We start from the raw sequence: 26,732 nt of genomic DNA, 5'->3' as shown, positions 1-26,732 counted from the left end.
TTCTATCTAAAGTCAGTTGCACTTGGTCGAATGAAAACATATTGAAAATCAACTGAGAAATTTGACGATAATCAAAATACTGACCTGCAAAGAAGCGCTGCATACGTCGATAAAATGATTGTGGTAAACACTTGATGGGCAAGGCTTTAGATGCAGAAGAAAGATTACATGTTTGCTTTAAAATAATCACAAGCATGATGAGCGCAAAGCACTTTAAATGTGACTTGTTCCATTTTAGAGATTTGTTTAAGATAAGATATAACTCATTGAGATGTGTCATAGTATTCGTCGTTAGAAAACAATTATTGTGACATTATTTCAATGAGTTATCTATTTTTGTCGTGTACAGAGTACATAATGTTAATTTATATGAATAATGTTAATTTTAACTAAATCTTATTTATATTCCAAATGGCTTTGTTGCACAAAGATTTGAAAGGCAAAGCGCCCCTAATTGAGCCAAATTTAAGGCGTAACTTGGGTAAGTGGTCGACCTAATTCCGTAAATCTGTTGAGGACTGCTACGCGAGCATGAATTTCACTCATCTGACTAGGAAAGCTTCTTGCCATTAATTTATCGCCTAATAATTTGATGCAGTGCATCTTTGTTTCGACCAAACTTCGGCGATGATAGCCTGACCATTTTTTCCATAGTGTTCTACCTAGCAGGGTTTTAGTATCTATACCAATATGAAGTTTACGCCATTGGCGACGATATTTCGGCTAATGCTTTTTACGTTTCCATTCACCTTCACCTAAGAACTTCAAATCCGTGGAATCAACGAGTAGATGCAGTCCATTGCAACTCTTTTCATAGCTAATTTGAATATCAATATGCTTTTGTCTTCTGCGAATGGTTGAATAATCCAGAGCTGTCCAATCTAATCCGCAAAGTTTAATCAAGCTTTGGACAAAGCCAGTCACCATGCATACAGAAAGACGAAATAAGGATTTAATCATGAGATAGCACTGAATGGCTATGTCAGAATAAGTTTGATTTCGACCATGTTTTCATTGTGACTGCGAATATCATTGAATCTTAGTATCAAACCAAATTGTAAAATTACCATGATTGATCAAAGCATGATTGTAGGATGACCAATTCGGTGTACGATAAATTTAGGTGTAGGCTATTGCTGTATAAGACCTTATCGGTAGGTTTGCGCAACAAGGCCTCAAAATCCCACCTTAAAATGCAAATAGCAAAAAAACTCTACCATTCGATTGATTTCATTTTAGAAGTAATGAAATTAGTATCTGTTTGTAATGATATTTTATAAAATTCAATATTAGATCTGCAGAGAAAAACTTATCAAACTAAGTATTGGCTAGTCTTTTTCTTCGAAAAACTTATCAAACGAAGTATTAAGTTAATCTTTTTCTTCAACTTCTTCCTTAAACTCAAACAAATCATTCATCGTACAGTTAAAGTACTTACACAACTTATCGGCGACTGGTAATTCAATACGTACAGCACGGTCATAATACATACTTGTGAGCGTGTTGCGATTGATACCTGTTGCATGCACCACTTCACTTAATTTTAAAATTTTTCTATCGCCCATGAGGCTAGATAACTTACAAGTAATCATATTTAAATTAATTTACAAAAAATAACTTGCTGTGGGTTATTTGAAGTTGTTGACTGAGTAATACTTTGCTAAAATTAACCTACAGCAGGTTATTACAACTTATAGAAAGTATATTTTATCCATTTCAACTAAATTATAACTTTTTAAATATAAGGATTGAACCTGCATTAGATTATTTTGTGGAGATGACCGCCGTGTTACCAAATGAGTTATTGATCAGCCAGCAAGCTCGTGACTTAGGAAATCAATTAATTAAAGAAATGAACATCAATAGAAGTTATGGAATGGCTAATTTTCTTGGAGTAAATACTTGCTATGATAATCATCAGGCTGTACTTATTTGGACATTTCAACTGCTTGAAAGGGAACCTGCCTTAAATGAATTAGCAGAAATTAAAAAATATTTTCTTTTAATCTTTCCAGATAGTGTTTATCAATTAGCCTAAGTTGTTTTTAAAATTAATTTATTAAATAAAAAGCACTAAATCAAAGAAAGCTTTATTTAAAAATACCTATTAATTCAAAAACATACCATTTACTGAATATATGAAGCATAGGTTCCTGCTCTATCACTCACTCGTACTAAAATTACATCGCTCTTTTTACTGATACTAAACAATTTATGTCCACGCCACGTTCTGCGGCTTCGAGGGCTAGTTTTTGTTGAACCACTGAGAACAAGGACAACAAACTGCCTACTATATTTTCCCGGAGAGTGGTGTAGGAACTTTTTCATTATTGCTAATCATATCAGCGACAACATCAGCAACGAGCTCCTCTATTCCTGAGAATGCTTTAGACTGATCCGCATCAAGCCAAGACAATGATGGAAACTCAGCACATCATTCGTTTAAGACCTATTTTAATGACGGCACTGGTCGCAAGTTTAGGTTTTATTCCAATGGCGTTAAACACTGGAATTGGTGCAGAAGTACAACGACCACTAGCAACAGTTGTTATCGGCGGTATTGTATCTTCTACAATTTTAACTTTGTTTGTATTGCCTATTTTATATCAATGGGCGCATGGCTCTGAGAGTAGCAAACAGCAATCCGACGAAATTTAAAATCAAAAAAAGCAGCTTAATTACTAGGTTATGCCTAATTAAGCTGCTTTTAATATTGTATGCCCAACATTTTATTGATAAAGCTTACTGCGCTTCATCCCGACAATTTTCATTTAAAAACTCAAACTCTATCGTTGTATGCGATAAATGATAGGAAGATAATTTAGCTGCAACTTCTTGTTTAAGCCTAATTAATTCTTTAACGTCAAAGTTGTCACTCAGCTCAAGGTGCGCTGTTAAAACGTGACTTTCACCATCTAGTGACCAAAAGTGCATGTGGTGGATACCATTAACTTCAGGAAATTCCATTAGTGATAGTTTAATACGCTTTTGAGTCTCTTTATCTGGTGCAGCTTGAAGAAATAAAACGAGTGTTGATTTCAGGTTTTTGAAAACATTAAACAAGATGAACAGCGTGAACCCTATTGATAAAAGGGGATCTAATATCGGCAGTTCAGCGAACAACAGTACGATAGAGACTATAAGAACGGCAACCCATCCAAGTACATCTTCAAGAAGGTGCCATGTCAGTACTTTCTCATTTAATGTTTCACCCGCTTTTAATTTTAATACAGCATATCCGTTAACGGCAACGCCGAGTATCGCTAGCCCTAACATCCCCTCGACTACAGGCATTTCAGGATTGGACAGCCTTGGAATTGCTTCAAATAAAATCCAAATTGAGCCAATGATTAAAACAATACTGTTTATCAATGCGCCAAAGAGAGTAAGTCTACGATAACCATAACTAAACTTATCTGATGCTTCTTTATCTGAAAAACGACTTAAAATCCACGCAAAACCTATTGAAAGACTATCACCAAGATCGTGAACTGCATCTGCCATTATCGCCGTACTGTTAGTGAGCCAACCACCTATAAATTCGATAATAGTGAATGTCACATTAAGGAAAAATGCCCAACCAATACGGTCATCTTTACCATGTTGATGACTATGATTATGGTTGTGCATTTTGTACCTCTAGTACTTTTCTATTTCTTAGTTTTGATACATTCATATTAATCAAGTGACGTATCAAGCGTTGATATATCCAGCGTTTGAACCCCGACAAGTTAGTCCCTTTTTCGAGATAGAACTCATCAGGGGAATCATAAAGCCCAAAGTCATCATGAATACCTTCTTTTTGAATATAGGTATTTTCTCCACGCCAATCTGTATCTGGTGATGAAAAGCACTTTGTTGCAACACCATAACCACAAAAATCATCTTTTACTTGGTCAAATTTCTCCTGTAGAGAGCTTAAGTATTGCTCATCCAATATAAAGCCCTCTAAGTTTATCCAACGCCCTTCAAAGTAAACTTCTACCCAACTATGAATGATGTATTTAGGTGCTAACCAAAATACATAGCTTGGGATAGCACCTTTTTGTAGTTGCTGGTCTATGGTAAACCCATGAAATCGGCATTGAATGCCTAGTCCACGCAATAGTGCCATTAACAGATTACCCTTAGTATTACATTGTCCATAACCATCTGCTAGCACATCGCTTGCTGCAATATCATCGCTTTCATTATAACCAAAGAAAATCTCATCTTTTACAAACTGATAAGCGGCACCAATTTTGTTGAAGTTATCCAAGTTTTTCCACCTACGTTGATCGATCAAGGATTGGATATCTTTGTGTTCAAAATTAACGATATTCGTATTGTTTAAATATTTCTCAGTCATTTTTTATATATCCTTTTCGTTGCATACTTATACTATAGACTCTATAGTAACTATAGAGTCAAATGTCTGGGGGAAATTGATGAAAATAGGCGAATTGTCAAAAAAATCGGGCTGTTCAATACAAACGATTAGATATTATGAAAGAGAAGGATTACTGTTAAATCCAAATCGTTCAGAAGGTAATTTCAGGCTGTATGATAGCAAAGCACTTAAACAATTGGAATTCGTAAAGCATTGTCGCAGCCTAGATATATCACTCAATGATATTAAACGTCTTATCGAATTAAAAAATAAGCCAGAAGAAAGCTGCTCTAGCGTTAATGCATTAATTGATCAGCAACTTGCACTAGTGAATAAACGCATGAAAGAATTAAGGGCGCTTAAAGCTGAATTACAACAAATGGCTAGTGCTTGTGGTTCGAACAACCCAACATACTCATTATATTCTGCTGACCATGTAACACGGCAAGTATATTGTTTACTATCCATTTGAAACCCCATAATGTTTTAAGTCTATGTATAAAAGTACGATTTTCACTTAGCAGTACTTAAATAATCACCCCACCACTGCATCATTTCAGTCCGCTGGGCTAAATAGTCAGCGTGATTATAGCTGGCACGGGTACGGTTCTTATCAATATGTGAAAGTTGTGCCTCAATCCAGTTATCCTGGAACAAACCTGAGTCATTCAAAATGGTACTAAAAGTGGAACGTAGTCCATGAGAGGATAATTGATGTTTTCCATAGCCCATCTTACGTATAGCCATATTTAATGTATTAAAATGAATCGGTTGATTATGTTTCCGTGGGCTAGCAAAAATGTACTTTTCACCGTATGACCATTGCATGACGTCTTTTAAAATATCTAAAGCCTGATCTGAAAGTGGAACTAAGAAGTCGGGAATCTCATGGCCTAATATGACTTTTCGTCGAAACTGTTTAATATGCAAGGCAGGTATTTTCCAGACTTTTTCATTTAAATCAAAATGATGAGGCTCAGCCAATAACAATTCAGCCCCTCGCACGCCAGTATGTAATTTGAACAGCAGTGCTTTTTTAATAATCGGATGGGCATCCAATTTTTGTAATTTATACTTAAAATCAGATATATCCTCCGCTTTCAAATACGGATAATTTTTCTTGATTTTACTGTTAATGGCGATTTTATTTAAACCATGCGCGATGTTGAATTCACAATAACCCATCGCTACAGCGTAGTCATAAATTTGGTTCAAATAACTACAAGCTTTCTTGACAGGTTCTTTTACTTGGCGTCCCTCTATTTTTTTGATTACTGAAACCAGGTCATAACGCTTGATGTTTTGAAAAGGTAGGTCCTGAAGGTCTGGATAAATATCTTGCTGTAAGCATCTTTCTGCTAACTGTAGTACACCACAGCGGGGTAGATCGTTGAAGGCATTTTTCAGTTTGAACTGTAACCACTCCTCCCCGACCTTACCAAAGGTGATGACATTAGAGGCAGTATCTTGTTCAAAACAGAAATCATTGTCTTTAAAGTCATCTCTGACTTGTCGTGCCTTTTTCAGCGATAAATCAGGATAACGACCTAACTGAATGCGTCGACGTTTTTTAGTTTGTGGATCTGTATAGCGATAGCACCAAGATTTTCTTCCACTCGGCTCAATCTTCAGGCTAAGCCCATCTTCATCGGATAAAAAACTGGTTTTTTCCTTACAATGAGCTTGGCGAACTTTAATTTCAGTAAGACTCATGGAATTTAAATGAAACCTAACAATGGGTTGATTGGATCAATTATATCAAAATAGAACGCTTTATGTATGATGCGTACACTACGCATCATATAGATTTATAAGATATTGTTTTATATATTTATTATTAAATATAATTTAATTTTAGTAACCAGTAGAAGTACCACTTCTATTTTTAGTTCCCAAAGGCTTTGCAGCACAAAGATTTAAAAGACAGCACCTGCTTATCTGAACAACATGACTATGAGTTATATCTGGCAGTCAATGATATTGATCACACGAAGACAAAAGCAGCTTCCCCGCAAACAAATGGTATATGTGAGCGTTTCCACAAGACGATTTTGCAGGAGTTCTATCAAACCAACAGATCGAAAAATTTGCTTATCTTTTCCGCCCAACCAAACTAAATACTCATTCTCTATTGTCTGCTTATACGCCCAATCGGCAACCCGATGCGAACGTTGCAGATCGGTTAGAAAACCTAATTGAGAAATCTCTTGAGTGATTAGTCGATCATGTAAATGATTACGTCTCCGACAAACCTGGTACGGTTCATACAGTGCTGAATTTAAACAGCAGATCGTTCAGGCTTGTAAAGCACCTGACGTTTCAATTGCTTCGGTCGCTTTGCAACATGGATTAGATACAAATCTTGTATCCAAATGGATTCGCTTATTTGATGGTAAACCAAAGAATGATCGCTCACCACTACCGAATAAACCTGCATTTATTGCCTTATCCTGCTCTGCACCATTAGATCCTATTTCTACTAATATGTTAACGGTTCAAATTGCTTTACCTCACTCAAAAGCAGAAATTGGCTTTGTGATACGGGTCTGATTTTTCTTGATAAGCTGTGGCTCAAATGTACCCTCACGATCTCTAGGGGTATCTAGTTCAAACTCACCATCATCAGTCAGTAGACGCTTCGTTGTGTAACCATTGCGAGCATTTTTACCTGTTCGTGGACTATTCTTTTCGTAACCTAAATGGTCGGTGAGTTCCGCATTAAGGGCAGTTTCAACAGTCAATTTCTTTAAAGCCCGACTAAAATTATTGAGATCGAGTTCGGTTTTTAGGTTCTTGGCTAACTCTTTAGCGAGTGCCAACATTGCTTCATCTTTCATGGTAAACACCTTTTGTTTGACCCCAACAACGTTGGGGGAGTTTAAGCGTTTACACAGTTTTATTTACAGTCTCTTGTCACTTAAATTTGAGCAACTTAGGAAAGCTCTATCTTTAAAATCTTTATGCAACAAAGCTCTTCATTATTAAATTTGAGATTAGCTATTGCTGCTAGCTAAAAAACCCACCCAAAATTAAGTGGGTTTTAATCACGTACTTATTTTTCTAAAAGATCACTCTCTAAATTGATCCATACAAGATTGTATTTCATATATAAATTGTGTTTTAGCTTGACCTGTTTCATCAATTGTCAAAATAAATTTTCTCCAGTCTCCACCAGTATGAGACTGCATTTCATTATGTAACTCTTTACATAACTCTTGGGCTTCATAGCTAATTTTGTCAAAATCATTAGGGCTATAATTCTGTTGATTCTTCTCATACCAAACAGAAAAAGAATTCCACTGTTCATCAGGATTAAACTTATATTCCAAATGAGCTGAATCATATTTAATTTCTGTTGAAAAGTGCAAAATACTGCTTAACTCATTTAATATTTCTAACTGCTTATCCACTCTACTTTCCTCCACCAGCAGTATTCACAAAGGTTTCTCTTGTCGGTTTTCCATTAATAAGAAAGGTAACTTCTAATTTATCTGGTCGTACCGAACTCAGATCATCACGTGTAAATTTAACAGTTACATTATCAATAGTTTTCCCTTCTTTGTCTGCTTTTTTCAGAATATTCTCAAAATAGACTTTATAAGCAGAATTATTGAAATTGGCATCTTGTGGGAATAAGTTATAGCGATCACATGTTCCCCCCATAGCACATCCTTGGATGTGTCCACCAACGTCTCTTTCCTCACCTAATTTACCAACCGCTGTTTGTCGACTATCTCTAACACCTTTATTATCAAAATCAGGCTTGAAACTAATTTCTTCAACATGACCATACTCATTAGTCTTAAATTTCGTGCCATTTGATAACTCATAATGCCTATTCGCTTTTAAATTATTTACCATCTGATTTTCAGGTGTACCTTTCTGTTTTGACTTTTCAAAGTCAATAATTTCAGTATGTTTATTGTTTTGGCTTATATCTATCTCGAAATTAGATTTCGAAACCTCAACATCTTGACCATCAATCTTAGTTGTTTTGGCTATACCTTTTCCAACCCCACCTACAACCATCGACTCAATGATATTCGTTAAAAATTTTGCCCCTTCTTTACTTTCCGAGACATCTTTTGACCAATCAATTGTCTCTTGAGATTCCTTACTAATTTGTTCTTTTAGATTAGGATCAGAATAAACCGATATTTTTTCTGGGCTTGTTCCATAAGCACTTGCTGTTACATAGTTCGCAAGTTGATCTTTTCTTGCTTCTACATATTGTGCTCCATATTTCTGATATGCCTCTGAAGTTAAGACATTTGCTAATGTTTTAGCTGGTCCTGTCAATATTGTTCCTATTATTACTGACAATGTGTTAGGATCAATATCTACACCATACTCTTCATATATGTGTTTCTGGAAATCACCATATTGCTTCGCAAGATCATATGATGCTGTTAAAAGCTGCATTCCTATCGTGGTATCAGCGGTTAATTTAGTTTGATATTCTCCTTCAATAGAAATAACCGAAGTATCTCCAGCTTTTTTCACACTCGTATTCAATATTTCTTCTATTGAATACCCTTTACTCACTAAATCTTCAATTTGTCGATTAGCTTGGGCTAAATTTATAATTGAATCTTCTGCTACCTTGCTTTTTGCTACTACAAAGAATTCTTCTTTTGTTCCACCATTATTAATAAATTCTTTATACGCATTTGCAATTAAATCATCACCAACTAACTGGTTGATTGATGTAAGAATTTTATTTTGAATCTGTGAATCTGGTAGTTTTAAAGCTAATTCATCAATACCATTACGTATATTTTCAGCTGATTTTTTTGCATTTTCTGGTAAATCCTTCTGTTCCTGAATAATCTGTTCACGACCACTCTCTGCTAATAACCGGTGATCAATCGTGACTGAACCATCTAACATCCCTGTCGTTTGGTCACGGGTAATTTCCTGCGTGTTATTAATATCTCGATTAGTATCGGCTGTTGTGTTAACAGTACCTTGACCCATCGTCGCTTTGGTCAGCTGTTCTGTTTCTTGTCCACTGGTGTTGAGACCAATGGTGGTCGAACCTTTGGGATGATTAGCAGCTTCTTTAGTTCCCTTTTGTGGAATCCCAATACTCGTTGATACATTAAAGCTGCTGCTACTGTTATAGTTGTGGTCTTCGATATCTTTGAGTTCAAGTTTGCCTGTGTAGTTGAGTTTGCCATGGTCGGTCAATGTGCCATCGCTATTCTTCGTCGCATTGGCAATCACCCCCCCTATATTAGTGACGTTTTTAACACCCATCGCATCCAAGTCTGCATCGTTTTGTGCATTGCCAATCAATAGCTGGCTTTGATTGTTGACCCATGCACTGTCACTACTGCCTTTACCTTGGTTGTATCCTGCGCTAACGTTGCTTAAACCACCTGAACCAAAGCCTGCGCCAATCGAACCACCTTTACTACTGTTACTGCTCGATGCGGTATCTTGGAGGCTTTCGACATAGATTTCATTGACTGTTAAGTTGCCTCGGTCAGTAATAGAAACCTCGCCACCCTGAATATTCAGTTTATCTATTGCACCTTCAGTACGATTCAGCACAACTTCACTATTTACGTGGGTGAGGCTTTCGTTTTGTGATTGGCTGGTTTGCTTGCCTATTGAAGCACTGCCGCCACCGCCATAGGTATAGCTCACACTTTGGCTATTGGTTTTACTATTGCTGTCCTGTTTACTATGCTCGACGCCTGCAGTCACATTGAGGTCTTTGCTGCCATCAAAGGTCGTGGTGCCTGTTGCATTCACTCGGCTGCCTTGGATATTGATGTCTTGGCCTTCTGATTTAAGCTGAAGGTTATTTAAATCTAAGTTGCTACCTTGCCATTGGCTTTGTTCTGTATTCGTGGTCGTCGTAGTTTCAATCCTTTCACCATTGGCACCAATAGTAAAGCCATAGGTTGCACTGCTTGCAGCCGCAGATGCGGCTGCTGCCCCTACAGCAATCTGTGCACTTGCCACATTGGCCGTTGCCATTGCGACATTGGCTTTGCTGTCATCTAAGGCTCCTTTGGTAATTCGACCCGCTGCATAGTCACGTTGTGCTTGGCTATAATCATCTTTAGCTTTAGATAAGGCTTTAGTTGCATCTGCAACAGCTTCTACCGCTAAGATTGCATCTAAATAGGCATTGCGAATGCCGACTTCTGTACTGATGGTTTCAGTATGAGTCTTTTCTTCTGTGGTGGTTTTATTTTCATAACCGCCTATGTTGAGATTTCCTCGACCATGATCAATGATCGTATCACCTGTCGCTGTGATATTTTGGCCGAGGAGATCTACACCTTCTGCACCTTGAATTGTTAAATTTTCAGTATTGATATTGCCTGACTTATGCGTTGTGGCTGTAGTTTTAACGGTATTCTCTGCGTCTTCAAGTACAAAGCCGCCCACTCGAATGCTGTCTTTATTCAGCTTAACCCCAAGACCTTGTACCGTTTCTTTGCTGTTTGACGTAACAGTTTTGTGTTGTTCTTCTGCTGCATCGAGCGTGACTTTTTTGCCCGCTAAGACCGTGTTCTGTGCATCAATGTTGCTACTGGTCAGTGTCGTTTGACCTGCTGAACCCACATAGACATTCTTGGCACCAAGATCAGTCCCTGTTTGTGTTCTTTGCTCAGTCCGTGTGCTCGATGATTCTCCGATCGTGATCTTCGGTGCTTTTAATCCCGGAGCGGCTTTGTTGCATAAAGATTTTGTAAGCTTCTGATTTAAATAGGTTTGTATGAATTTCAACCTAAAAATTAATGAACAAAATCAGTTGGTTATGTATTTATGCAACAAAGCCTATGTTAGAATATTTTTTTATCGATAGTCCAACATTAAAATTTCGTCTATCTGCGGGCTCAAAGAAACGATTATTACTATCATTGACAATCACGGAACCCACATAGTTTCGATCTAATAAATTATCTAGTCGTGCATAAGTATTTACTTTCCAGTCTTTATTGACCCACAAATAGCCAACATTTGCCGCAACGACCGTATAACTTGGTGCAGTATCAGAGTTGATATCATCGACATAAATCTTGTCCATATAACGTGCTTCTAAGCCTGCCTGAAATCCCTGCTCAGGTTGCCATGCCAAGCCTACAAAAGCTTGATTCTTGGCAATACCTGGAATATATGTTCCTTTTTGTATCAGCGGTTTGGTTGTGGTCGCTGGAATATCAGCATCAAAAGTCGCATCTAAATAACTATAACTGGTTCGAATATTGAGTGCTTGCCAGAGCTGTTTTTGCCACGATAACTCTAAGCCTTCACGTAAGGTTTTTTCTGCATTACGAAATGTGCTTCGCCCGCCATTGGCATCGTCAGGCACAATGTCATTTTTAGTTTCAGTATGAAATACAGCAAAAGTAAATAACCCTAAGGTATTCTGCGATTTTAAGCCAAGTTCTACGGTATCACTGGTCGCAGGTTTTAAATTAAAGTTAATGCCTGAAGTCCCTACTGTAAGATAGGCCATCTCGGTAAAGGTTGGTGTTTCGAAGCCTTTGCCATAGCTAGCATAAGTATAAAGCTCAGGTAATATATCCCAGCCTAAAGCGACAGTTGGAAGTAACTTTTGATAATCTGTTGAACCACTGTCATCACCATTGCCTGTGGTTTAGTCATGGTGCTGAAGCTATTTCTGATGTCTTAATTCTATTACCTGCAACACAGTACATTTAAGTTGATGATGCTACTGGCAATGTTTTAACTATTGGAAAATATTACAGTAATTTAAATTATTTGGGGGAATTTTCAATAAACATAAATTTCGACACGTCACATTGTGTCGTTAGTAAGTAGGATGATTCAATCACTTCAAACTTAGCATTGGTATAACCCTGCCCTATGAGACAGCTTCATAATAAGGCTGCTTATATCTAGAATACTGTGGCAGTTTAAAGTTTTATTTTAATTTTACCTCAAACCACATTTGATAAATAATGAAGAAAACCTAGATATAACCCCCACAAACTACTGATATTTTTAATTTGCTAAAATTTTACATTGATCATATTTCATTCATGTAATTGTCATTTTTGCTTCTTATGATGAAGCTTTTTAAACATGATGCTTCAAAAAAATGAAAAAAAAACCACTAACCTTAGCTTTATTAGCTTCGACAATTTTATTAACCGCATGTACTGATGATGGGGATAATGGTCAAAATGGATTGAACAGTTTGATCCAACAGAAGTCGTTAGTACTTGGAAATGATGATTGTTGGAGTGGTGGCACGCGCATTGAAAGCGGTTTAGATAAAAATCAAAATGGTGAGTTGGATACTAATGAAATCCAACAAAGCTCAACGCAGTGTGGGCCAAACTTATTTGCCCAAGGTGTTGCTTTACCTTACCAAAATTTAACGAGCTTTAAGGTAAATGGAACAACTATTGCTAGTCCATTTACCCTTCGACAAGGTGGCTTTGGATCTGATGTTGCTGCACACCCTACTAACAATAAACAATTTTATGCAATCACAGATCGTGGTCCAAATGCTGACTATAATGATGGCGTGAATGGTGCTGGTAAGATTTTCCCAATGCCAGACTATGTACCTAAAATTGGGCTATTTGAGGTGCAAGATGATGGTTCAATTAAACTCATCAAAACGATTTTATTAAAAGATCGTGATGGAAGTAATATTAGTGGATTGCCGAATACTGCTGCACTCGGTGGTACAGGTGAAACACCTTACGATATAAATGGTAATGTAATTGCTAAAGATCCATCAAAGCCATATGACCCACTAACTAACCCAATCAAGCTTGACGATTATGGTCTCGATTCTGAAGGTTTGGCTGCATTGAATGATGGTACATTTTGGGTAAGTGATGAATATGGCCCTCATATTGTGCACTATGATGCCAATGGAAAAGAAATTGGTCGTATTAATCCTTTTGTAAATGATGTGCGTAATACATTCACTTTACCGCAAGAATTTAGTTATCGTCGTGCCAACCGTGGTATGGAAGGTTTAACTATTACACCTGACCAAAAAACATTGGTTGGGATTATGCAATCGACAATGGACTTACCGACCAAAGCTGTTAATAAATCAACCTTAACACGTATTGTGACGATCAATCTTGAAACAGGAAAAGTTGCTCAGTATCTCTATCGTCAAGAAATTGATGCTAACTCAAACTCAGCTATTATTGCGATTAATGATCATGAGTTTTTAGTACTGGAACGTGATGGCAAATTCCTTAAGGACGATCCGAATATCATGAAACATGTTTATCGTATTGATCTGAATGATGCTACCAATTTAGAGGATATCGCAACTCAGGGCGATCTAGTACAAGATCCTAAACTTGGTTTAACGATTGCAGGTAAAACTCTAGAACAGTATTTCATAAATAACGATAAAAAATGGGAAGCATTACAAGCACTAAATATTCAGCCAGTAAGTAAAACATTGGTATTGGATATGGGTAAACGTGTAAGTTATGCGCATGACAAAATGGAAGGTCTATGGTTGATTAACCGACAAACTCTTGGCATTGTGAATGATGATGACATGGGTCTTTGGACAACCAATGGTTTAGAGCAAAAGTATTTGGATAATGTGGGCATGCGTGTCGATACACCTACCTTATATATTGCCGATAAGTTAAATCTTTTCAACCCATAACAATGAATGAAGCCCAAAAGCTAAAACTTTTGGGCTTTTTAAATTCAACTTTTGTCTAGAGAGAAAAATGAGAATAACTCAATCGGCTTTGATAACTTTCTTGGCAATTACAGTGCTACCATCGCTGAGCTATGCATCTCCCAAAGTCACATCTCGCGAATACAAAGTACTATTAGATCCCATAAATTTTAATTATGGAAATGAAGCAAGCAGCATAAATAGCTATTTTTCAGCGGTGAAAAATGCGATTGAAAATAAAATCAGTCGTGACGTAACTGGTGCTATGATCTTTGATACACAAAGAGAAATCCGCTTTTACGATACTCAAGGAAGCTGTACTTTAAAAAATATGGGATACAGCTTCAGAGAGCGTAATGAAAATGGTACAAAAGAAGTAACTTTAAAGTATCGTGGATATGACCATTATATTGCTGACTTCAAAGATTTGACTAGCAATGTATCAGGCGCAAAAACTAAGCTAGAAGATGACATTACTCGTAAAGATAACTTGAGTTTCCTTGTAGTTGCAAGCAAGTCAACAACCGTACCAACCTCGCGAACCATTAACGATTTTGAGGATATCAATATTCTATTTACTGGCTTCAAAAATGACTATAATTTTAATAATAGTCTAGCCCTGAATCAAGTTGGTGGTCTAACTATCTATGAACGAAAATATAGTGGTGCAACGATTGATTTAGGTGAATTCGATGCAGATTTAGAGTTAAGTTTATGGTATACCCTATTGCCTTACGGTAGTCTAAAACCTGTTTTAGCAGAAATTTCGTTTAAATATTCAGATCCCAATGCGAATTTCACAAGAAAAGTAGTTGATCGTGCTGCTTTAAGCTTCAGTGCTTTAAAAGGTTTAACCCAATATAATGCACCAACTTCGACAGCAACAAAGACTCAGTTTGTGTACCAATATCAATCAAATTTCTGCAATTAGCCTTCATACACATCTAGAAAATTTAACCTGATAGAAACAATAAAAAATGGGTAACTGTCAGATCAGGTTTGAGATACAAGTTATCCTTCTCTGCCCCAATTTCAAGCCCAATATTTAAAGCTTGGGCTGTTCTAAACACATTAATCACACAGCCTAAACCGAGTGAATAAATCGGCTGTCTTAATAGAACAACAACAGCACCTAGAATATGCTCAACTTCAGCCACAGTTTCAGGCTCGTATAGGTATTTTCCGTTCGCTTCTACGTGATTGTCAGTTTAGGACGCAAACTGGGGCTCATCCCGCCTGCACGTCCAACGCACAGCTTGGGGTATGAAGAATCACTCTATTGGTTCAGAGTATTGGCCTTCTTCGATGGCAAACGCAGCCGCATGTCGAAAAGGCCCATCAGGCGAAAATAGCAAGCCCCCCATTTGATCACTTACCGTGGCAGTTGGGACAATGGGGCAACACTTGATATGCCGAGCTTAAGAGGGTGAATAAGAGGGATGTGAACCGCCCCAAGGAATGGGGCAATTGGGGATGCGGTAACAACTCCTAACCGCATCAAGAATACCAAACTTGCAAAAGTCCCAAATTGGGACTAATATCTATTTATGAGAATTATCGCACTATCAACCTTAAAAACATTTTGGGAAGACAGCTCAGAATACATTGACGCTAAAGAGCCAACGTTAGCTTGGTATAGGCATGCATTAAACGCTGATTGGGGAGCACCGGCGGATGTGAAACAGGACTTTAGAAATGCCAGCATCCTCAAAGATGGGCGTGTCGTGTTTAACATTGCCGGTAATAAATACCGGTTAGTTGCTTGGATCAATTATGCGTACAAAGTGGTTTACATACGGTTTATCGGCAGCCATGCGCAATACGATAAAATTGATGTACAAACGATTTGAAGCCAAAAGGTAGTAACAAGAGGTAAATATAATGGACATCAGACCTATTAAAACAGATGCCGACTACCGCGCGGCATTAAACGACATCGAAAACCTAATGATGGCGGAGCCTGATACCGTCGAAGGCGAAAAGCTGGACATTTTGGTTACGTTAGTCGAGGCCTACGAAGCAAAGCATTTTCCAATGGATTTGCCAGACCCTGTTGAGGCAATAAAGTTTGAGATGGAGCGCAAAGGCTTAACCGTTAAAGATCTTGAACCCATGATAGGTAAAAGCAATCGTGTTTATGAAATCCTAAACCATAAGCGATCACTCACGCTAAAAATGATTTGGAAACTTCATGAAGGGTTAGGTATTCCAGCAGAGTCGCTGATCAAGCCACCGCAAGTTCGCGCTTTATAGTGCTGCGAATCAAAATTAGTTTGTTATGAATGACGCTCGCTACCCAAACATTTCTGCTATTGATAACAGGCTAGCTGAGCTTGAAAATGAAAAGCAGCAGCTTCTCGCATTAAGAGAGGCTTTGCGTAGCGCTCAAATCGAGCGTTCAGTACAGACATTCACGCCAGAACAAAAGGTCGCCTTATTCAGACAACGATTTCGTGGAAGAGAGGATATCTTTGCCAATCGTTGGCAAAATCAACAGGGGCGCAGTGGCTATTCCGTAGCCTGTGATAATGAGTGGGTAAGCGGGCTATGCAACAAACCCCGCATTAAATGCCAAGACTGTTCACACCGAAAGTTTAGCGAATTAAACGAGCACATTATTTACAGGCACCTTGCCGGTCATCAAGTGGTTGGTCTGTATCCACTACTTAAAGATAATTCGTGCTATTTGTTGGCAGCCGATTTTGACAAAGGCTGTTGGCAAGAAGAAGTCAAAGCAATGTCTAAAGTGTGCCAAGCGTTTGATATTCCGCACGCGATAGAAATCTCGCGTTCTGGCAACGGGGCTCACTTATGGATATTTTTTGAAACCAATATCCCAGCGAACCATGCTCGGGCACTGGGTTTCGCTTTGCTTGATAAAGCCATGGAAATATTTCCAAATCTATCGTTTGACTCCTATGACAGGCTCTTTCCTAACCAAGATGTACTTCCTGAAGGCGGGTTTGGCAATCTCATTGCGTTACCACTTCAAAAGGAGGCTCGCCTTTCAGGTCGTAGTTGCTTTGTTGACAGTGACCTGAATGCCATCGATGATCAATGGCGGTACCTTGCTGAGCTTAAAACGCTCACTCAGTCGAGTATTGACCAACTCATAACAACTATTTCACCCAACACCCTATTACTGTCCGAGCAAGGGCTAACAGACAACCGCCCTCCTTGGGAAATCACAGCCAAAGCCGCACCAATAAAATTAGAGTCTTTGCCGAAAAACGTGACCATTACCTTGGCCAACCATATCTACTTTTTGATGAGCGAGTTACCTGGGCCATTACTGGCCGGACTAAAGCGATTAGCTAGTTTTTCTAATCCTGTGTTTTTTAAAACACAAGCGTTGCGCTTTTCAACCCATGGCATTCCGAGGTTTATTTCCTGTGCTCGTATTGAAAACGGTTATCTAGCACTACCGCGAGGCTGCCTCGATGATGCGATTGCTTTGCTACAAGAGCAAAACATTTCGCCACTATTTGACGATAAGCGTGAAATTGGTAAACCATTATTAAAGCTTACCCCTGAGTTCACTTTGCGAAAGAACCAGCGTGACGCAGTGGCCGCAATATCTAAACATGACTTCGGTATTTTGCATGCGCCAACTGCATTTGGAAAAACGGTTACTGCCATTGCTATGATCGTAAAACGCAAAGTAAATACCCTCATACTGGTTCATAGCCGACAACTGCTCGAACAATGGCAAGAGCGCTTACGCACGTTCCTACCCGAAGTAACCATTGGCAGTATAGGCGGAGGTAAAAGAAAGCCGAGTGGCATTATCGACATAGCCACCTACCAAAGTTTGGTTAATAAAAAAGACAATTCCATCACTCCTCTCATTCAAGACTACGGCCATATTATTGTTGACGAATGCCACCACCTATCTGCACCAAGGTTTGAAATGGTACTCAACGAGGTAAGAGCAAAATATGTATTGGGCCTTACAGCAACACCAGAGCGACAAGATGGTCATCAAAAGATCATTTTTATGGCGGCAGGGCCTATTCGCTACAAAGTGAAACAAAGCCCTGATGAGCAATTTACTCAAACCGTGATGATTCATCAGCTCTACGATGTACCAGCAGCAGAGCTTATAAAAACAGATGAGCGCCCCAAAATAAGCGATGCCTACCGCTGGCTCGTCAATAATGAGCAGCGCACTTCAAAAATCGTCTCAGACGCCTACGAGTGTGTTCAAAATGGCGGACACCCGTTAGTCCTTACAGAGCGTAGAGAGCACGCAGAATCCATACACTCACGACTTACCGAAATGGGTATAAGCACTGTCGTACTTAAAGGCGCCATGAAAGCTGCGGAACGCAAGAACGCTGACAATCATCTGCAATCGGCTCAAGTCGTCGTCGCAACAGGAAAATATGTAGGCGAAGGGTTTGACCTACCAAGACTGGATACGTTGTTTTTGGCCATGCCCATCTCATGGAAAGGAACATTGGCTCAATATGCCGGTCGTATTCATCGTGAATCGGAAGGCAAAACACAAGTCACTATTCACGACTATGTGGACTGCACTCTCCCTATGCTGCAACGCATGTTTAAAAAACGCGAGAAAAGCTACAAGGCTATGAGGTACGCCCTTGAGTACATTGATGACAACAGTAACAAGCAACCTTCATTGAAATTAGAAAACATCCCTTCACCAAATACCAAGCCAAAATAAACAGCAGCACTTCATTAAACACTTCCCCATGCCTTTACCCCCATACGCCAAAACTGAGCTAAATCAGCTGTGGTTTGTGCTCCACAATTGGAAATAAATTCAGCAATCTCTAAGTAGCTGGCACCTTGAGATTGTTCACCATCATAGTATTGAAGCTGTGTCATGGCCGACGAAAAATGCAGCCGCTTGTCACCGTCGCGGTCAAACCGTTTTGTTAAGAAGGTATGGTGCTGTGACGAAAATTGCCTCATCTCACTTGGAAACATGTCAACACCTGCCGCTAACGCCAATTCATAACAGACCATCTCCCACGCGCCCACATCATGGGTATCGTTTAAATTGGGAAACTTAGCAATCCACAAGTGGTCTTGTTCATCTGTGACACAAGCTTTGGGCCTTGCACCACCTAATGATGAGCCTGGAGAAATCAGCATTTTCAACCAGCGGTAATACTCGTCACTGTCGATGTTATCGTCTTTTTCAATCTGCATTGCTGCATGCTCTAGCTCTCGCAAAGAAGCCATTGGCGGCGCAGCAAATTCAGAATTGTCGTCCAAAAAAGCATTCGAGCCTGTTCGCTTAAATCGAATACCACCCATCCGGTAAGAGTCATTTACGCCCAGCAGGTAATCCAATTCGTTTAATCGACTTGTTGCTCGAATGCCTTTGCGCGCCTCAATCGCCGCACGCCGCTGCATTAAAATACGCCCCATCTATCAGGCGATGAATCAAGAAATGCGCGGAAGCTTTTATCGACTTCATCGTTTTAGAGTACACCGGAGTGGAGGGTCAGGATGGGATCAATTTGCAAGCGATAGGCTGAGGTTAAAAATGCTTTATCGTAGGCAAAAAAACACGCCACCTCGGCTTGAATCGCTGTAAGAAAGCAGCCCTATTAGCAAAGGTGCTTCAATTGGCTGCCAGTCGGCATAGACTTCAACGATTTCACGGCTCATCTTGAACCTTCCAGCAATTTATGTTTTGCAGCTTGATACCCACTTCATCATGGGCGGCCATTTCTGCAAAGTTGCTTTCCATGCCAAGAACGGCCATCACCTTTAAGTAAGTGCCTATGGCAACGCCCGGATCACCGGCTAAGACTTAATTCACGGTTTTATGATCAAAACCAGTACGTTCACACAGTAGCTTTTTGGTAAAACCACGTCTTTTCATCGCCAACAGCAAGTCTTCACCAAACTGCGTCAGGATTTTACGCTGCTTTGGAAACAATATATTGTGTAAGTCACGCTTAGCCATATCACCAACCAAAGGGACTATATTCCCACTTTACTCAATATAATTGGATTTATATCCTACTTTTAGGTTTAGCTTGCGCGTTGGCCAAGGCGATGATGTGAATCCCTGAATGCCAAAGGTCATCAAATTACACTTTTATGCGCATAAAAATGTAAAATTCCGCACTTTTCTGCGCGTAAAAGTGTAGGCTGAGTTATACTACAGGCAGTTAACAGTCTTAATTGGCGGGAAATGACAATGCAGCGCAACTTACTAAACACCCTAATAACATGGAAAAATCAACCGGTGCGCAAGCCATTATTGATCGATGGTGCAAGACAAACAGGTAAAACCTATCTGCTACAAGAGTTATTTGGGAATACCTTTGCCAACATCCTTCGTATCGACTTCCTTGAAAACCCTGCCTACAAAGAAGCGTTCGATGGCTCTCTGTCACCTGACGAGCTAGTAATGAATATTGAGTTGTTAACCAACCAAGCGTTCAACCCAGAAACCGATCTGCTGATATTAGATGAAATTGGCGAATGTGAACGTGCCGTTACCTCACTAAAGTACTTTGCTGAAAAAGCACCGTCCTATTTTGTCGCTGCCAGCGGCTCGAATATTGGTTTGCTCAACACCTTCCCTGTGGGCAAGGTAGAACAATACAATTTACGACCACTGACCTTCCAAGAATTTATTTACGCATCCAACGAGCAAGCGCTGATCAAAGCGTTTGATAGTCAAGCAAGCACACCGGCAGTACACACCAAATTGATGGACAAACTCACTGACTACTTTTTTACTGGTGGTATGCCGGAAGCCGTTTCTGCTTGGTATCAGTATAAGGATTCAAGCATTCTAGAGCGTGTTGAAAAAGTCACAAAAATTCATGCCGATTTAGTGGAAGGTTATCGCCGCGATTTTGGTAAGTACGCGGGCAAGGTCGACACCACACTGATTGAATCGGTATTTAATAGCATTCCAGCCCAGCTATCACTTGTCAGCGATGAGTCGGTTAAACGCTTTAAATTTAAGCATGTGCATGAGCGTAAATCTCGTTATAGCGATTTTGAAACCGCGATCCATTGGCTTAACTGCTGCCGCCTAGCTTTGCCAAACTACCCTATTGAAGGATTGCCGAAATCTCCGTTAGCGGCCTATAAAAAAGAAAATATGGTGAAACTGTTTTTGTTTGATGTGGGTCTGCTTAATCATATGCTCGGCAGCAGTTATAAAGAAATTAAGCAACAAAACTATGAATACAAAGGTTATGTGGCTGAAAACTTTGTGCAACAAGAGCTCACTGCCATTGGCGTTGACCCAAGCTATTCATGGAATGACGCCCGTGCCGAAATCGAATTTATTTTGGCGACCGATGAAGGCGATATCGTCCCTGTGGAGGTCAAAAGTGGTAAACGTACAAGAGCAAAATCGTTGGCATCCTACGTTGAAAAATGTACTCCAAGTAAAACCTTTAAGTTAACGGGTACACAAGGCTCATCCGCATTAGAGCAAACCAATATCGTGATGCCTTTGTATTTCACGCAGTATTTACCACAGAGATGGTAAAAGCGCGTTACTTAGACCCCGAGGTCTACACAAAGTGACTTCATAGGTAACAATTTGTAGACCTTTGGTGGGCTTACAACCTTTCAACCAACCCTCAATCGGTTTTTTGCTAACGTCATTTGGCCAGCCTATCGCCTCATCGTTTAAAGCAAATCACTCAAGCGATTTAACAGTGCTTTACGGCTATTATTCGCCACAACAAAGCGCTTAAAACGTTGTTCAAACGCCGCTTCATCAGCTTTGAACTGATAGGCCTCAAACAGCTGATGCAGATAGCGTGATGCCGCATCGTAACCACTGGCGCAAGTTCGATCCGCTTGCTCTTGTGATTGCTGCCAGTAGTGCTCACGTTGATTGTAGATATCCGTCAACGCTTTTTCTTTTTCCGCTTTTTCGATAGCTAATTTTTTTGCGAGTGCTGCGGCTTGCTCTTGCTGTAATTGACTTTGCGCTTGCTCAATGAAAGGAGAAATGACGGCGGAAGTTAACCAGTATTGATAGATCTCGTCTGTGTTGACAGGTTCTTTTCGCGTCAGCGCTAAGGCTTGGTGACGGGTTAGCTGGCCTTGCTCAAACAACGTGCGTAATAGCGTGTCTTTCTCTGCTTGCGAGAGATTATGGATCCACGCATCAAGCGTAAGCTGAGTTTGTTTGGCTTGGTGACTGGGTTGTTCGCTCAGCACCATGGCGAGCGCCTTAACCAATGCTAAGGGAATATCATACAGCGCAGCAAACGCCTGCTCCTCTTCCCTGAGGTGCTCAAAATCGAATTGAATTAACGGCACTCGCTCAACGCCATCATTAAAATCAAACGCTTTGAGCCACATTAAGTACACAAGGCGCCAATCCCCTTGCATTAACCCGCCGCGTAAAGCGGCTAAATGCTGGAAAAAGTCGTCAGCATGCTCATCGTCAAAATACTCATCACACTCCTCAAGGGAAAAAATCAGCAACTGCCACTCATCGTTTTCGTGAACATGAAGTCCATCACTTGAAAAGCCAAGTAACGCATCTGGAAGCGTTCCTGCTGGTAGCTTGATGTATACATCGATTGAGCCCCAATCGGCATAGTAAAAACCGATATCAAAGTATTTTAACATCAGCTCAAAAGGCTCGGCCTTTAGATCACTGTAGGTGTAATACACCTGAAAGGCCGTAGCGCTGATCTCGGCACGGCTTGAAATGGCTCTGAGTGCTTGACGTGCTTTAGCATCTAAATACCCATCCAGACGCTCAAATTTATAGTATTGAAATTCGCTCACGGTGACCTTGCTATTTATTTATTGTGAATTGAAAAGTTTGTTTTAACAAAGGCTGTACCTGAATCACTCTGGCGACTTGTTCAGCGTTTATATAACGTCTTGGGTCAATCGTTACAAATCCCCAAAACTGCAAAAATCGCTCAATAAATCGTGATTCGATGAGCATACTTAAGTTTCTTTCTGGCGAGAAGTAATCATCCGTAGGGAATACCAGCAATAGATTAGGGAAAGCTGTCATCACCTCTTTCACAAGCTGCTCCACACTGTTGTGGCTTTGAATACGCCACAGCATAAACAACCAAAAAGTGCGCAAGTCGACATCGTATTCGAAACTGTCCAAATAACCCCAGTTATATTTGCTGATAGCGGCCTCTAACATAGGTTTGAAAAAGGCCTGTATGCCTAGCGCTTGATACTGCTTTTGCGCTGATTTTTTTACATGGTAGCGGCCACTGCGCCGATAAATAATACCGCTAATTTCGGCAAGCACTCGGGTGTAGTGCAAGGCATTAAATTTGTCTTCGTTGCTGCCCGAAAACTCGCTGATGCTTATACTACGTTCTAATTGAGCAACGGCAAACTCAGGCAATAACTCACTGGCCTGTTTAACCAACTTAGCCGGTAAGTTGCCTTTACTCGTGGCTTTGAAGGAGCCTTCTTGCGCCATGGCCTCATCAAGAATGAGGGCTAGATAACGCATTATTGGGCTGGCAGAAAGAGAGTCGGGAGTGCAAATTGTCACCCACTTTAATTCATCAAAAGGCGCATAAAGCCAATTGGCCATTTGCGTTGGCGTTACGCCACAAAAATCGGGATGAGGTTGATGATTGCGTTCTTGCACTTTGTGCTGCAAAGCGGCATTGAGTTCATCAAGACTCAAATTTGGGTTCATTGCCAGCATGGTTTCAACATCATCGAAGACTTGGGCATGTTGCTTGGAAACGCTGCTCATACAACAACGTTTAAATTTTTTACCACTGCCACAATGGCAAGGATCGTTTCGGCCGAGCTTCATTACTGTCCCTTCTTATTGTTATAGAAAAAGCGCTGCATTTTCTTGTTTACGCTGCTCCAATGTCTTAGCAATCACGGACATTGTTGTTTTACTGATCCCTTGTTGCTTGGCAAGATACGTAAATTGGCTGATGGCTTCTGCGACTTCTTCAATAACTTGCTTTGCATCATTCCAATTCGCAAAGCCAGCACTAGTAGCAAGTTTTTGCATCACCTTAAGCGATGGCGCTTTGCCATAACCGCCGAAAGCAGTGGCGTGTTCGTTGAATGGATGTGGGCTGTAGGTAACATCGTAAAAAGGTGCAGGGTTCCATTGACCGTCATCCGCTTGCAAAAACGCCCAGTTTTTACTGTGGTCGTCTTGGTTAGACGACAGCAGGTTAAAAACGGCACGGCGAAATTGCAGCTGCCCAGCAGCAGGAGATTTACACAACTGACGGCTGGCTTTGATCAAGTCAATATAATCTAAACTTGGCGTTCGAAAGTCTGCATCCAGCAGCCCGCAAGCGCTGTGCATATGCAAGCGACCTGAACTGCGATTACCGCTTAAACGGGCCTGCTCCGTGACATAATCAAAACGCTTAAGCGCCAACCAGGCAGACGCACCGCTTGTAGTTGGTGCTTCAATGAGTTGCCAGACTGGTGGTTGGCACTTGGCAAGCTCGGCCATTTGCAAATAAACCGCTTCACACAACCCTTCTTCATGCCCGAGCGCGAGATTTTTCGAGGTAAACTTAATCAGCCAAGCCTCATCTCCAGGCTGAGCAAAGGTTCGACAATGCTGAGTTTCCCCTGTAGGCATATAAATCTGCGCCTTAGGCCTTGCTCCACCCGAACTACCACCGGCGACTAATGCGGCCAACACCTGTTGCGTATGCCCATCTAACTCATCGTGATTATCATCCATATAATCTGACATTGAAGCATCGAACAGCGTTTGTGCTTCTAAGCCCAAGGTTGCTAAATCAATGTCCGCGTATGTCGTGGCTGAAAACTCAGACACCGGAGCAAAAGACAGCGCTCCCATGCCTTTATCACCGACAAAGGCCAGTCTATCCATCGCCGTTAATTGATTAGGTAGGATGCCCTTTTGCCGGAAAATACGATCTTGTAACAACATGCCCCAGCCATCGGGCAAACAATCTCCAAATACGCCATGTACACCTTGATGCGGCGCTTTAGGTGCGGCTTGAACTAGCGTATTCGCTTGCAAGGTAAACGGTGATAAATTGCCAAACTGCTGCAAATAGTCGTCAGTATACTGAAAAAAAACGCCTTGCCGATTCTGCGCCAAGACTCCAACAGATATCTGCTCACCTGAGCTTAGCGTACGAGTAACATTAAGCTTCTGAATCGGTTTAAAACTCATCTTTTAGCACCTCATCAATACTCGTGGGTATAGCAGCGCGTTCTTTGCTAAGTTGCGTGAGCTGATAAAGCCTATCTAGCGAATCAAGTGTCTGCCATAGCAACAGCAATTGACGAAATGAAATTTGCCCGGTCAGCTCAAATTTCTTAATGGTGGCCGCAGGTACGCAGCTTCGCTCAGCCAATGCAGCGCGCGACAGCTTTGCCTGCTTGCGTAACTCACGTAAATAAGCCGCATAAGCTTGGCTTACATCGGTATCATCAAGTAAGGTAAAATTCATCCGCAAAGACCAAATGGATACAGTTATATCCATTATAGCGAAATAAAACATAAAGTGGATACTATGATGTCCATAATTGCGTAGAGTGTTGAAAAAATCACTCGATAAAGCCCTTCAAAACTGCTATTTTTAGACCCTAACAGCAGCATAAGATTAACCCGTTAGGTCAGGTGGCCTAACTTAAATAAAAAAGTCTCCGACAAACCCGGTACGGTTCAGCCATATATAACTCCATCAACCTGATTTTTTACCATTCGGTTTACCTAATTAATCATCACAAAATTATGTTGGTGATTATTTGGTAAATTTTTAAAAACTTATGTGACCAAAATTAAACGATCTTAATAAACATTAATTCCAATAAAAATATTTTAAAACGTAAGTTATTGATGTTATTGTACTTATATACACAGCAATTTATACAATTTAATGTAAATTATGTTGGTGACTATTGCCAAGGTTGGGGTTATTTTTCAAATGAATATAAACTAACTGCTTCAATCTAATTTCAATATTAAAATTAGGATCTACCATCCAGTTATGAACTAAACCCATCAATGATGTTTTAAGAAAATCATGTACCATTTCAATATCTACATTTCGTGATAATTCCTCTAGAGCTAATGCTTCTTTAAGCCATTTAATAGTGTTTTCCTCACGAATATTACGAGATTTTACCAGACATTCATTTAAAATTTTATTTTGTTCTAAACCATAAAATCTCAACCAAAAATATGCTCTATATTTTTCACGATACAAATAAAAATCATCTGAAATACTTAAAATTAATGAATTAATAGCATCTAAACCATATTTATTATTAGTTGCAATTTTAGATTTCTCATTTAACCAGTTTTCCAAATAATTTAAAACTCGAACAAGTAATTGATCCTTAGAACCATAGCGCCTAGAAACCAAACCGCGACTGTATCCTGCATTCACACCTACTGCCTCTAATGTAACTGCATTAACGCCACCTTCTGATAGAAGCTTAATAGTCTGATTCACCATCTTAAAATCAGATTCAATTGCTCTAACCTGTGTCTTTTTCTTAAAAAAAGCATTATTCAAGTTTTCTTTATGTTCTAAAACAGTTGAAATCTCAAGACTCACAACAGCCCCCATCCAAAGACATATAAAAATATTGCTATTAACAACTTTTTCTTATAAATAATATAAACTTAAAATAAAAAAAGGTCAAAAATTAATTTTTTAATATTTTAAATACTAATAAATATTAATAAATAACAATAACTTATATTAATAACACTAATAAAAATAATAA

General features: G+C 39.7%; 22 protein-coding genes and 10 pseudogenes. 11 read left to right on the top strand and 21 right to left on the bottom strand.

From position 1 onward, the window contains the following. The 3 genes and pseudogenes from HX743_RS12940 to HX743_RS12930 all read right to left on the bottom strand — a co-directional run. A pseudogene (locus HX743_RS12940) lies at positions 1 to 280 on the bottom strand (IS4 family transposase); the annotation flags it as partial. A 185-nt stretch (positions 281 to 465) separates the two neighbouring features. Continuing rightward, positions 466 to 1,119 (bottom strand): annotated as a pseudogene (locus HX743_RS12935) (IS5 family transposase). A 251-nt stretch (positions 1,120 to 1,370) separates the two neighbouring features. Then, positions 1,371 to 1,592, bottom strand: coding sequence for a helix-turn-helix transcriptional regulator (locus HX743_RS12930; protein ID WP_004658364.1), 222 nt, complete (start codon positions 1,590 to 1,592; stop codon positions 1,371 to 1,373). Between the two features lie 194 nt (positions 1,593 to 1,786). Between HX743_RS12930 and HX743_RS12925 the strand changes: the two genes are divergently transcribed. Continuing rightward, positions 1,787 to 2,038, top strand: a complete 252-nt coding sequence (locus HX743_RS12925; RefSeq protein ID WP_004658363.1) for a hypothetical protein — start codon at positions 1,787 to 1,789, stop codon at positions 2,036 to 2,038. A gap of 252 nt (positions 2,039 to 2,290) precedes the next feature. Here HX743_RS12925 and HX743_RS12920 read toward each other — a convergent pair. After that, positions 2,291 to 2,434 (bottom strand): annotated as a pseudogene (locus HX743_RS12920) (antitoxin HicB); the annotation flags it as partial. Here HX743_RS12920 and HX743_RS12915 point away from each other — a divergent pair. Continuing rightward, positions 2,434 to 2,658 (top strand): annotated as a pseudogene (locus HX743_RS12915) (efflux RND transporter permease subunit); the annotation flags it as partial. The pseudogenes HX743_RS12920 and HX743_RS12915 sit on opposite strands and share 1 nt — an antisense overlap. An 84-nt stretch (positions 2,659 to 2,742) precedes the next feature. On the opposite strand, the gene HX743_RS12910 reads toward HX743_RS12915, so the two are convergent. Both HX743_RS12910 and HX743_RS12905 read right to left on the bottom strand, forming a co-directional pair. Beyond that, on the bottom strand, positions 2,743 to 3,630 hold the full coding sequence (locus tag HX743_RS12910) for a cation diffusion facilitator family transporter (protein ID WP_005245161.1): 888 nt from the start codon (positions 3,628 to 3,630) through the stop codon (positions 2,743 to 2,745). After that, a complete protein-coding gene (locus HX743_RS12905; RefSeq protein ID WP_005245162.1) occupies positions 3,617 to 4,348 on the bottom strand; it encodes a transglutaminase family protein in 732 nt (243 codons plus the stop codon). The genes HX743_RS12910 and HX743_RS12905 overlap by 14 nt, the downstream gene beginning before the upstream one ends. 79 nt (positions 4,349 to 4,427) lie before the next feature. Between HX743_RS12905 and HX743_RS12900 the strand changes: the two genes are divergently transcribed. Further along, positions 4,428 to 4,841 carry a Cd(II)/Pb(II)-responsive transcriptional regulator gene (locus HX743_RS12900; RefSeq protein WP_005245163.1) on the top strand — a complete coding sequence of 138 codons (414 nt, stop codon included), beginning with the start codon at positions 4,428 to 4,430 and terminating at the stop codon, positions 4,839 to 4,841. 41 nt (positions 4,842 to 4,882) lie between these two features. Here HX743_RS12900 and HX743_RS12895 read toward each other — a convergent pair whose 3' ends face one another. Further along, entirely contained in the window at positions 4,883 to 6,082 is a 1,200-nt protein-coding gene (locus HX743_RS12895; protein ID WP_005245164.1) for an integrase arm-type DNA-binding domain-containing protein, read from the bottom strand. Positions 6,083 to 6,309: 227 nt separating this feature from the next. Between HX743_RS12895 and HX743_RS12890 the strand changes: the two are divergent. After that, positions 6,310 to 6,459, top strand: a pseudogene (locus tag HX743_RS12890) (IS481 family transposase); the annotation flags it as partial. Here HX743_RS12890 and HX743_RS16430 read toward each other — a convergent pair. Beyond that, a pseudogene (locus HX743_RS16430) lies at positions 6,445 to 6,615 on the bottom strand (HNH endonuclease); the annotation flags it as partial. The pseudogenes HX743_RS12890 and HX743_RS16430 sit on opposite strands and share 15 nt — an antisense overlap. 43 nt (positions 6,616 to 6,658) lie before the next feature. Between HX743_RS16430 and HX743_RS12885 the strand changes: the two are divergent. Further along, the gene (locus HX743_RS12885) at positions 6,659 to 6,919 is read left to right on the top strand and encodes an IS66 family insertion sequence element accessory protein TnpB (protein WP_178319416.1); all 261 of its coding nucleotides are present in this window, start codon (positions 6,659 to 6,661) and stop codon (positions 6,917 to 6,919) included. Here HX743_RS12885 and HX743_RS12880 read toward each other — a convergent pair. The 5 genes and pseudogenes from HX743_RS12880 to HX743_RS12865 form a co-directional block, all read right to left on the bottom strand. Continuing rightward, positions 6,904 to 7,206: pseudogene (locus tag HX743_RS12880) on the bottom strand (transposase); the annotation flags it as partial. The gene HX743_RS12885 and the pseudogene HX743_RS12880 overlap by 16 nt on opposite strands. Before the next feature lie 231 nt (positions 7,207 to 7,437). Further along, positions 7,438 to 7,779, bottom strand: a complete 342-nt coding sequence (locus HX743_RS12875) for an immunity protein YezG family protein (protein ID WP_178319415.1) — start codon at positions 7,777 to 7,779, stop codon at positions 7,438 to 7,440. Between the two features lies 1 nt (position 7,780). Further along, positions 7,781 to 8,230, bottom strand: a complete 450-nt coding sequence (locus HX743_RS16600) for a DNA/RNA non-specific endonuclease (protein WP_250316247.1) — start codon at positions 8,228 to 8,230, stop codon at positions 7,781 to 7,783. 911 nt (positions 8,231 to 9,141) lie between these two features. Beyond that, positions 9,142 to 11,056 (bottom strand): annotated as a pseudogene (locus HX743_RS16595) (hemagglutinin repeat-containing protein); the annotation flags it as partial. A gap of 97 nt (positions 11,057 to 11,153) precedes the next feature. Beyond that, a pseudogene (locus HX743_RS12865) lies at positions 11,154 to 11,981 on the bottom strand (TonB-dependent receptor domain-containing protein); the annotation flags it as partial. A gap of 474 nt (positions 11,982 to 12,455) precedes the next feature. On the opposite strand from HX743_RS12865, the gene HX743_RS12860 reads away from it, so the two are divergent. Further along, entirely contained in the window at positions 12,456 to 14,009 is a 1,554-nt protein-coding gene (locus HX743_RS12860) for an esterase-like activity of phytase family protein (RefSeq protein ID WP_178319414.1), read from the top strand. 67 nt (positions 14,010 to 14,076) lie between these two features. Further along, positions 14,077 to 14,958 (top strand): hypothetical protein, encoded by an 882-nt coding sequence (locus tag HX743_RS12855; protein WP_094069355.1) that lies wholly within the window; start codon positions 14,077 to 14,079, stop codon positions 14,956 to 14,958. A gap of 22 nt (positions 14,959 to 14,980) precedes the next feature. Here HX743_RS12855 and HX743_RS12850 read toward each other — a convergent pair whose 3' ends face one another. After that, positions 14,981 to 15,184 (bottom strand): hypothetical protein, encoded by a 204-nt coding sequence (locus HX743_RS12850; RefSeq protein ID WP_094069354.1) that lies wholly within the window; start codon positions 15,182 to 15,184, stop codon positions 14,981 to 14,983. A gap of 390 nt (positions 15,185 to 15,574) precedes the next feature. On the opposite strand from HX743_RS12850, the gene HX743_RS12845 reads away from it, so the two are divergent. From HX743_RS12845 to HX743_RS12835, 3 genes are read left to right on the top strand one after another with little or no spacing between them, the layout of a single operon-like run. Beyond that, entirely contained in the window at positions 15,575 to 15,877 is a 303-nt protein-coding gene (locus tag HX743_RS12845; protein ID WP_154320130.1) for a type II toxin-antitoxin system HigB family toxin, read from the top strand. A gap of 31 nt (positions 15,878 to 15,908) precedes the next feature. Then, the gene (locus HX743_RS12840) at positions 15,909 to 16,280 is read left to right on the top strand and encodes a type II toxin-antitoxin system HigA family antitoxin (protein WP_000354814.1); all 372 of its coding nucleotides are present in this window, start codon (positions 15,909 to 15,911) and stop codon (positions 16,278 to 16,280) included. Positions 16,281 to 16,305: 25 nt separating this feature from the next. Next, positions 16,306 to 18,714 carry a DEAD/DEAH box helicase family protein gene (locus HX743_RS12835; protein ID WP_094069352.1) on the top strand — a complete coding sequence of 803 codons (2,409 nt, stop codon included), beginning with the start codon at positions 16,306 to 16,308 and terminating at the stop codon, positions 18,712 to 18,714. A 44-nt stretch (positions 18,715 to 18,758) separates the two neighbouring features. Here HX743_RS12835 and HX743_RS12830 read toward each other — a convergent pair. Then, positions 18,759 to 19,670, bottom strand: a pseudogene (locus HX743_RS12830) (type II toxin-antitoxin system HipA family toxin); the annotation flags it as partial. A 145-nt stretch (positions 19,671 to 19,815) separates the two neighbouring features. Further along, positions 19,816 to 19,971, bottom strand: coding sequence for a hypothetical protein (locus HX743_RS16420; protein ID WP_225530230.1), 156 nt, complete (start codon positions 19,969 to 19,971; stop codon positions 19,816 to 19,818). A gap of 237 nt (positions 19,972 to 20,208) precedes the next feature. Here HX743_RS16420 and HX743_RS12820 point away from each other — a divergent pair, with 237 nt between their 5' ends. Then, entirely contained in the window at positions 20,209 to 21,522 is a 1,314-nt protein-coding gene (locus tag HX743_RS12820; RefSeq protein WP_178319413.1) for an ATP-binding protein, read from the top strand. 143 nt (positions 21,523 to 21,665) lie between these two features. Here the strand turns inward: HX743_RS12820 and HX743_RS12815 are convergent, their stop codons facing one another. The 5 genes from HX743_RS12815 to HX743_RS12795 form a co-directional block, all read right to left on the bottom strand. Beyond that, positions 21,666 to 22,784, bottom strand: a complete 1,119-nt coding sequence (locus HX743_RS12815) for a hypothetical protein (protein ID WP_070153172.1) — start codon at positions 22,782 to 22,784, stop codon at positions 21,666 to 21,668. Positions 22,785 to 22,794: 10 nt separating this feature from the next. Next, a complete protein-coding gene (locus HX743_RS12810) occupies positions 22,795 to 23,799 on the bottom strand; it encodes a YecA family protein (RefSeq protein WP_070153169.1) in 1,005 nt (334 codons plus the stop codon). Between the two features lie 18 nt (positions 23,800 to 23,817). Then, entirely contained in the window at positions 23,818 to 25,167 is a 1,350-nt protein-coding gene (locus tag HX743_RS12805) for a type II toxin-antitoxin system HipA family toxin (RefSeq protein WP_178319412.1), read from the bottom strand. Continuing rightward, entirely contained in the window at positions 25,157 to 25,447 is a 291-nt protein-coding gene (locus HX743_RS12800) for a helix-turn-helix transcriptional regulator (protein WP_001011876.1), read from the bottom strand. The genes HX743_RS12805 and HX743_RS12800 overlap by 11 nt, the downstream gene beginning before the upstream one ends. Positions 25,448 to 25,873: 426 nt before the next feature. Continuing rightward, positions 25,874 to 26,560 carry a TetR/AcrR family transcriptional regulator gene (locus HX743_RS12795; protein ID WP_178319411.1) on the bottom strand — a complete coding sequence of 229 codons (687 nt, stop codon included), beginning with the start codon at positions 26,558 to 26,560 and terminating at the stop codon, positions 25,874 to 25,876. Positions 26,561 to 26,732 lie beyond the last annotated feature (172 nt).

The sequence above is a fragment of the Acinetobacter sp. Swhac1 genome (assembly GCF_013390985.1).
Lineage (GTDB): Bacteria > Pseudomonadota > Gammaproteobacteria > Pseudomonadales > Moraxellaceae > Acinetobacter > Acinetobacter towneri.
Note: the sequence above shows the minus strand (reverse complement) of the source record. Positions and strands in the feature narration are given on the sequence as shown.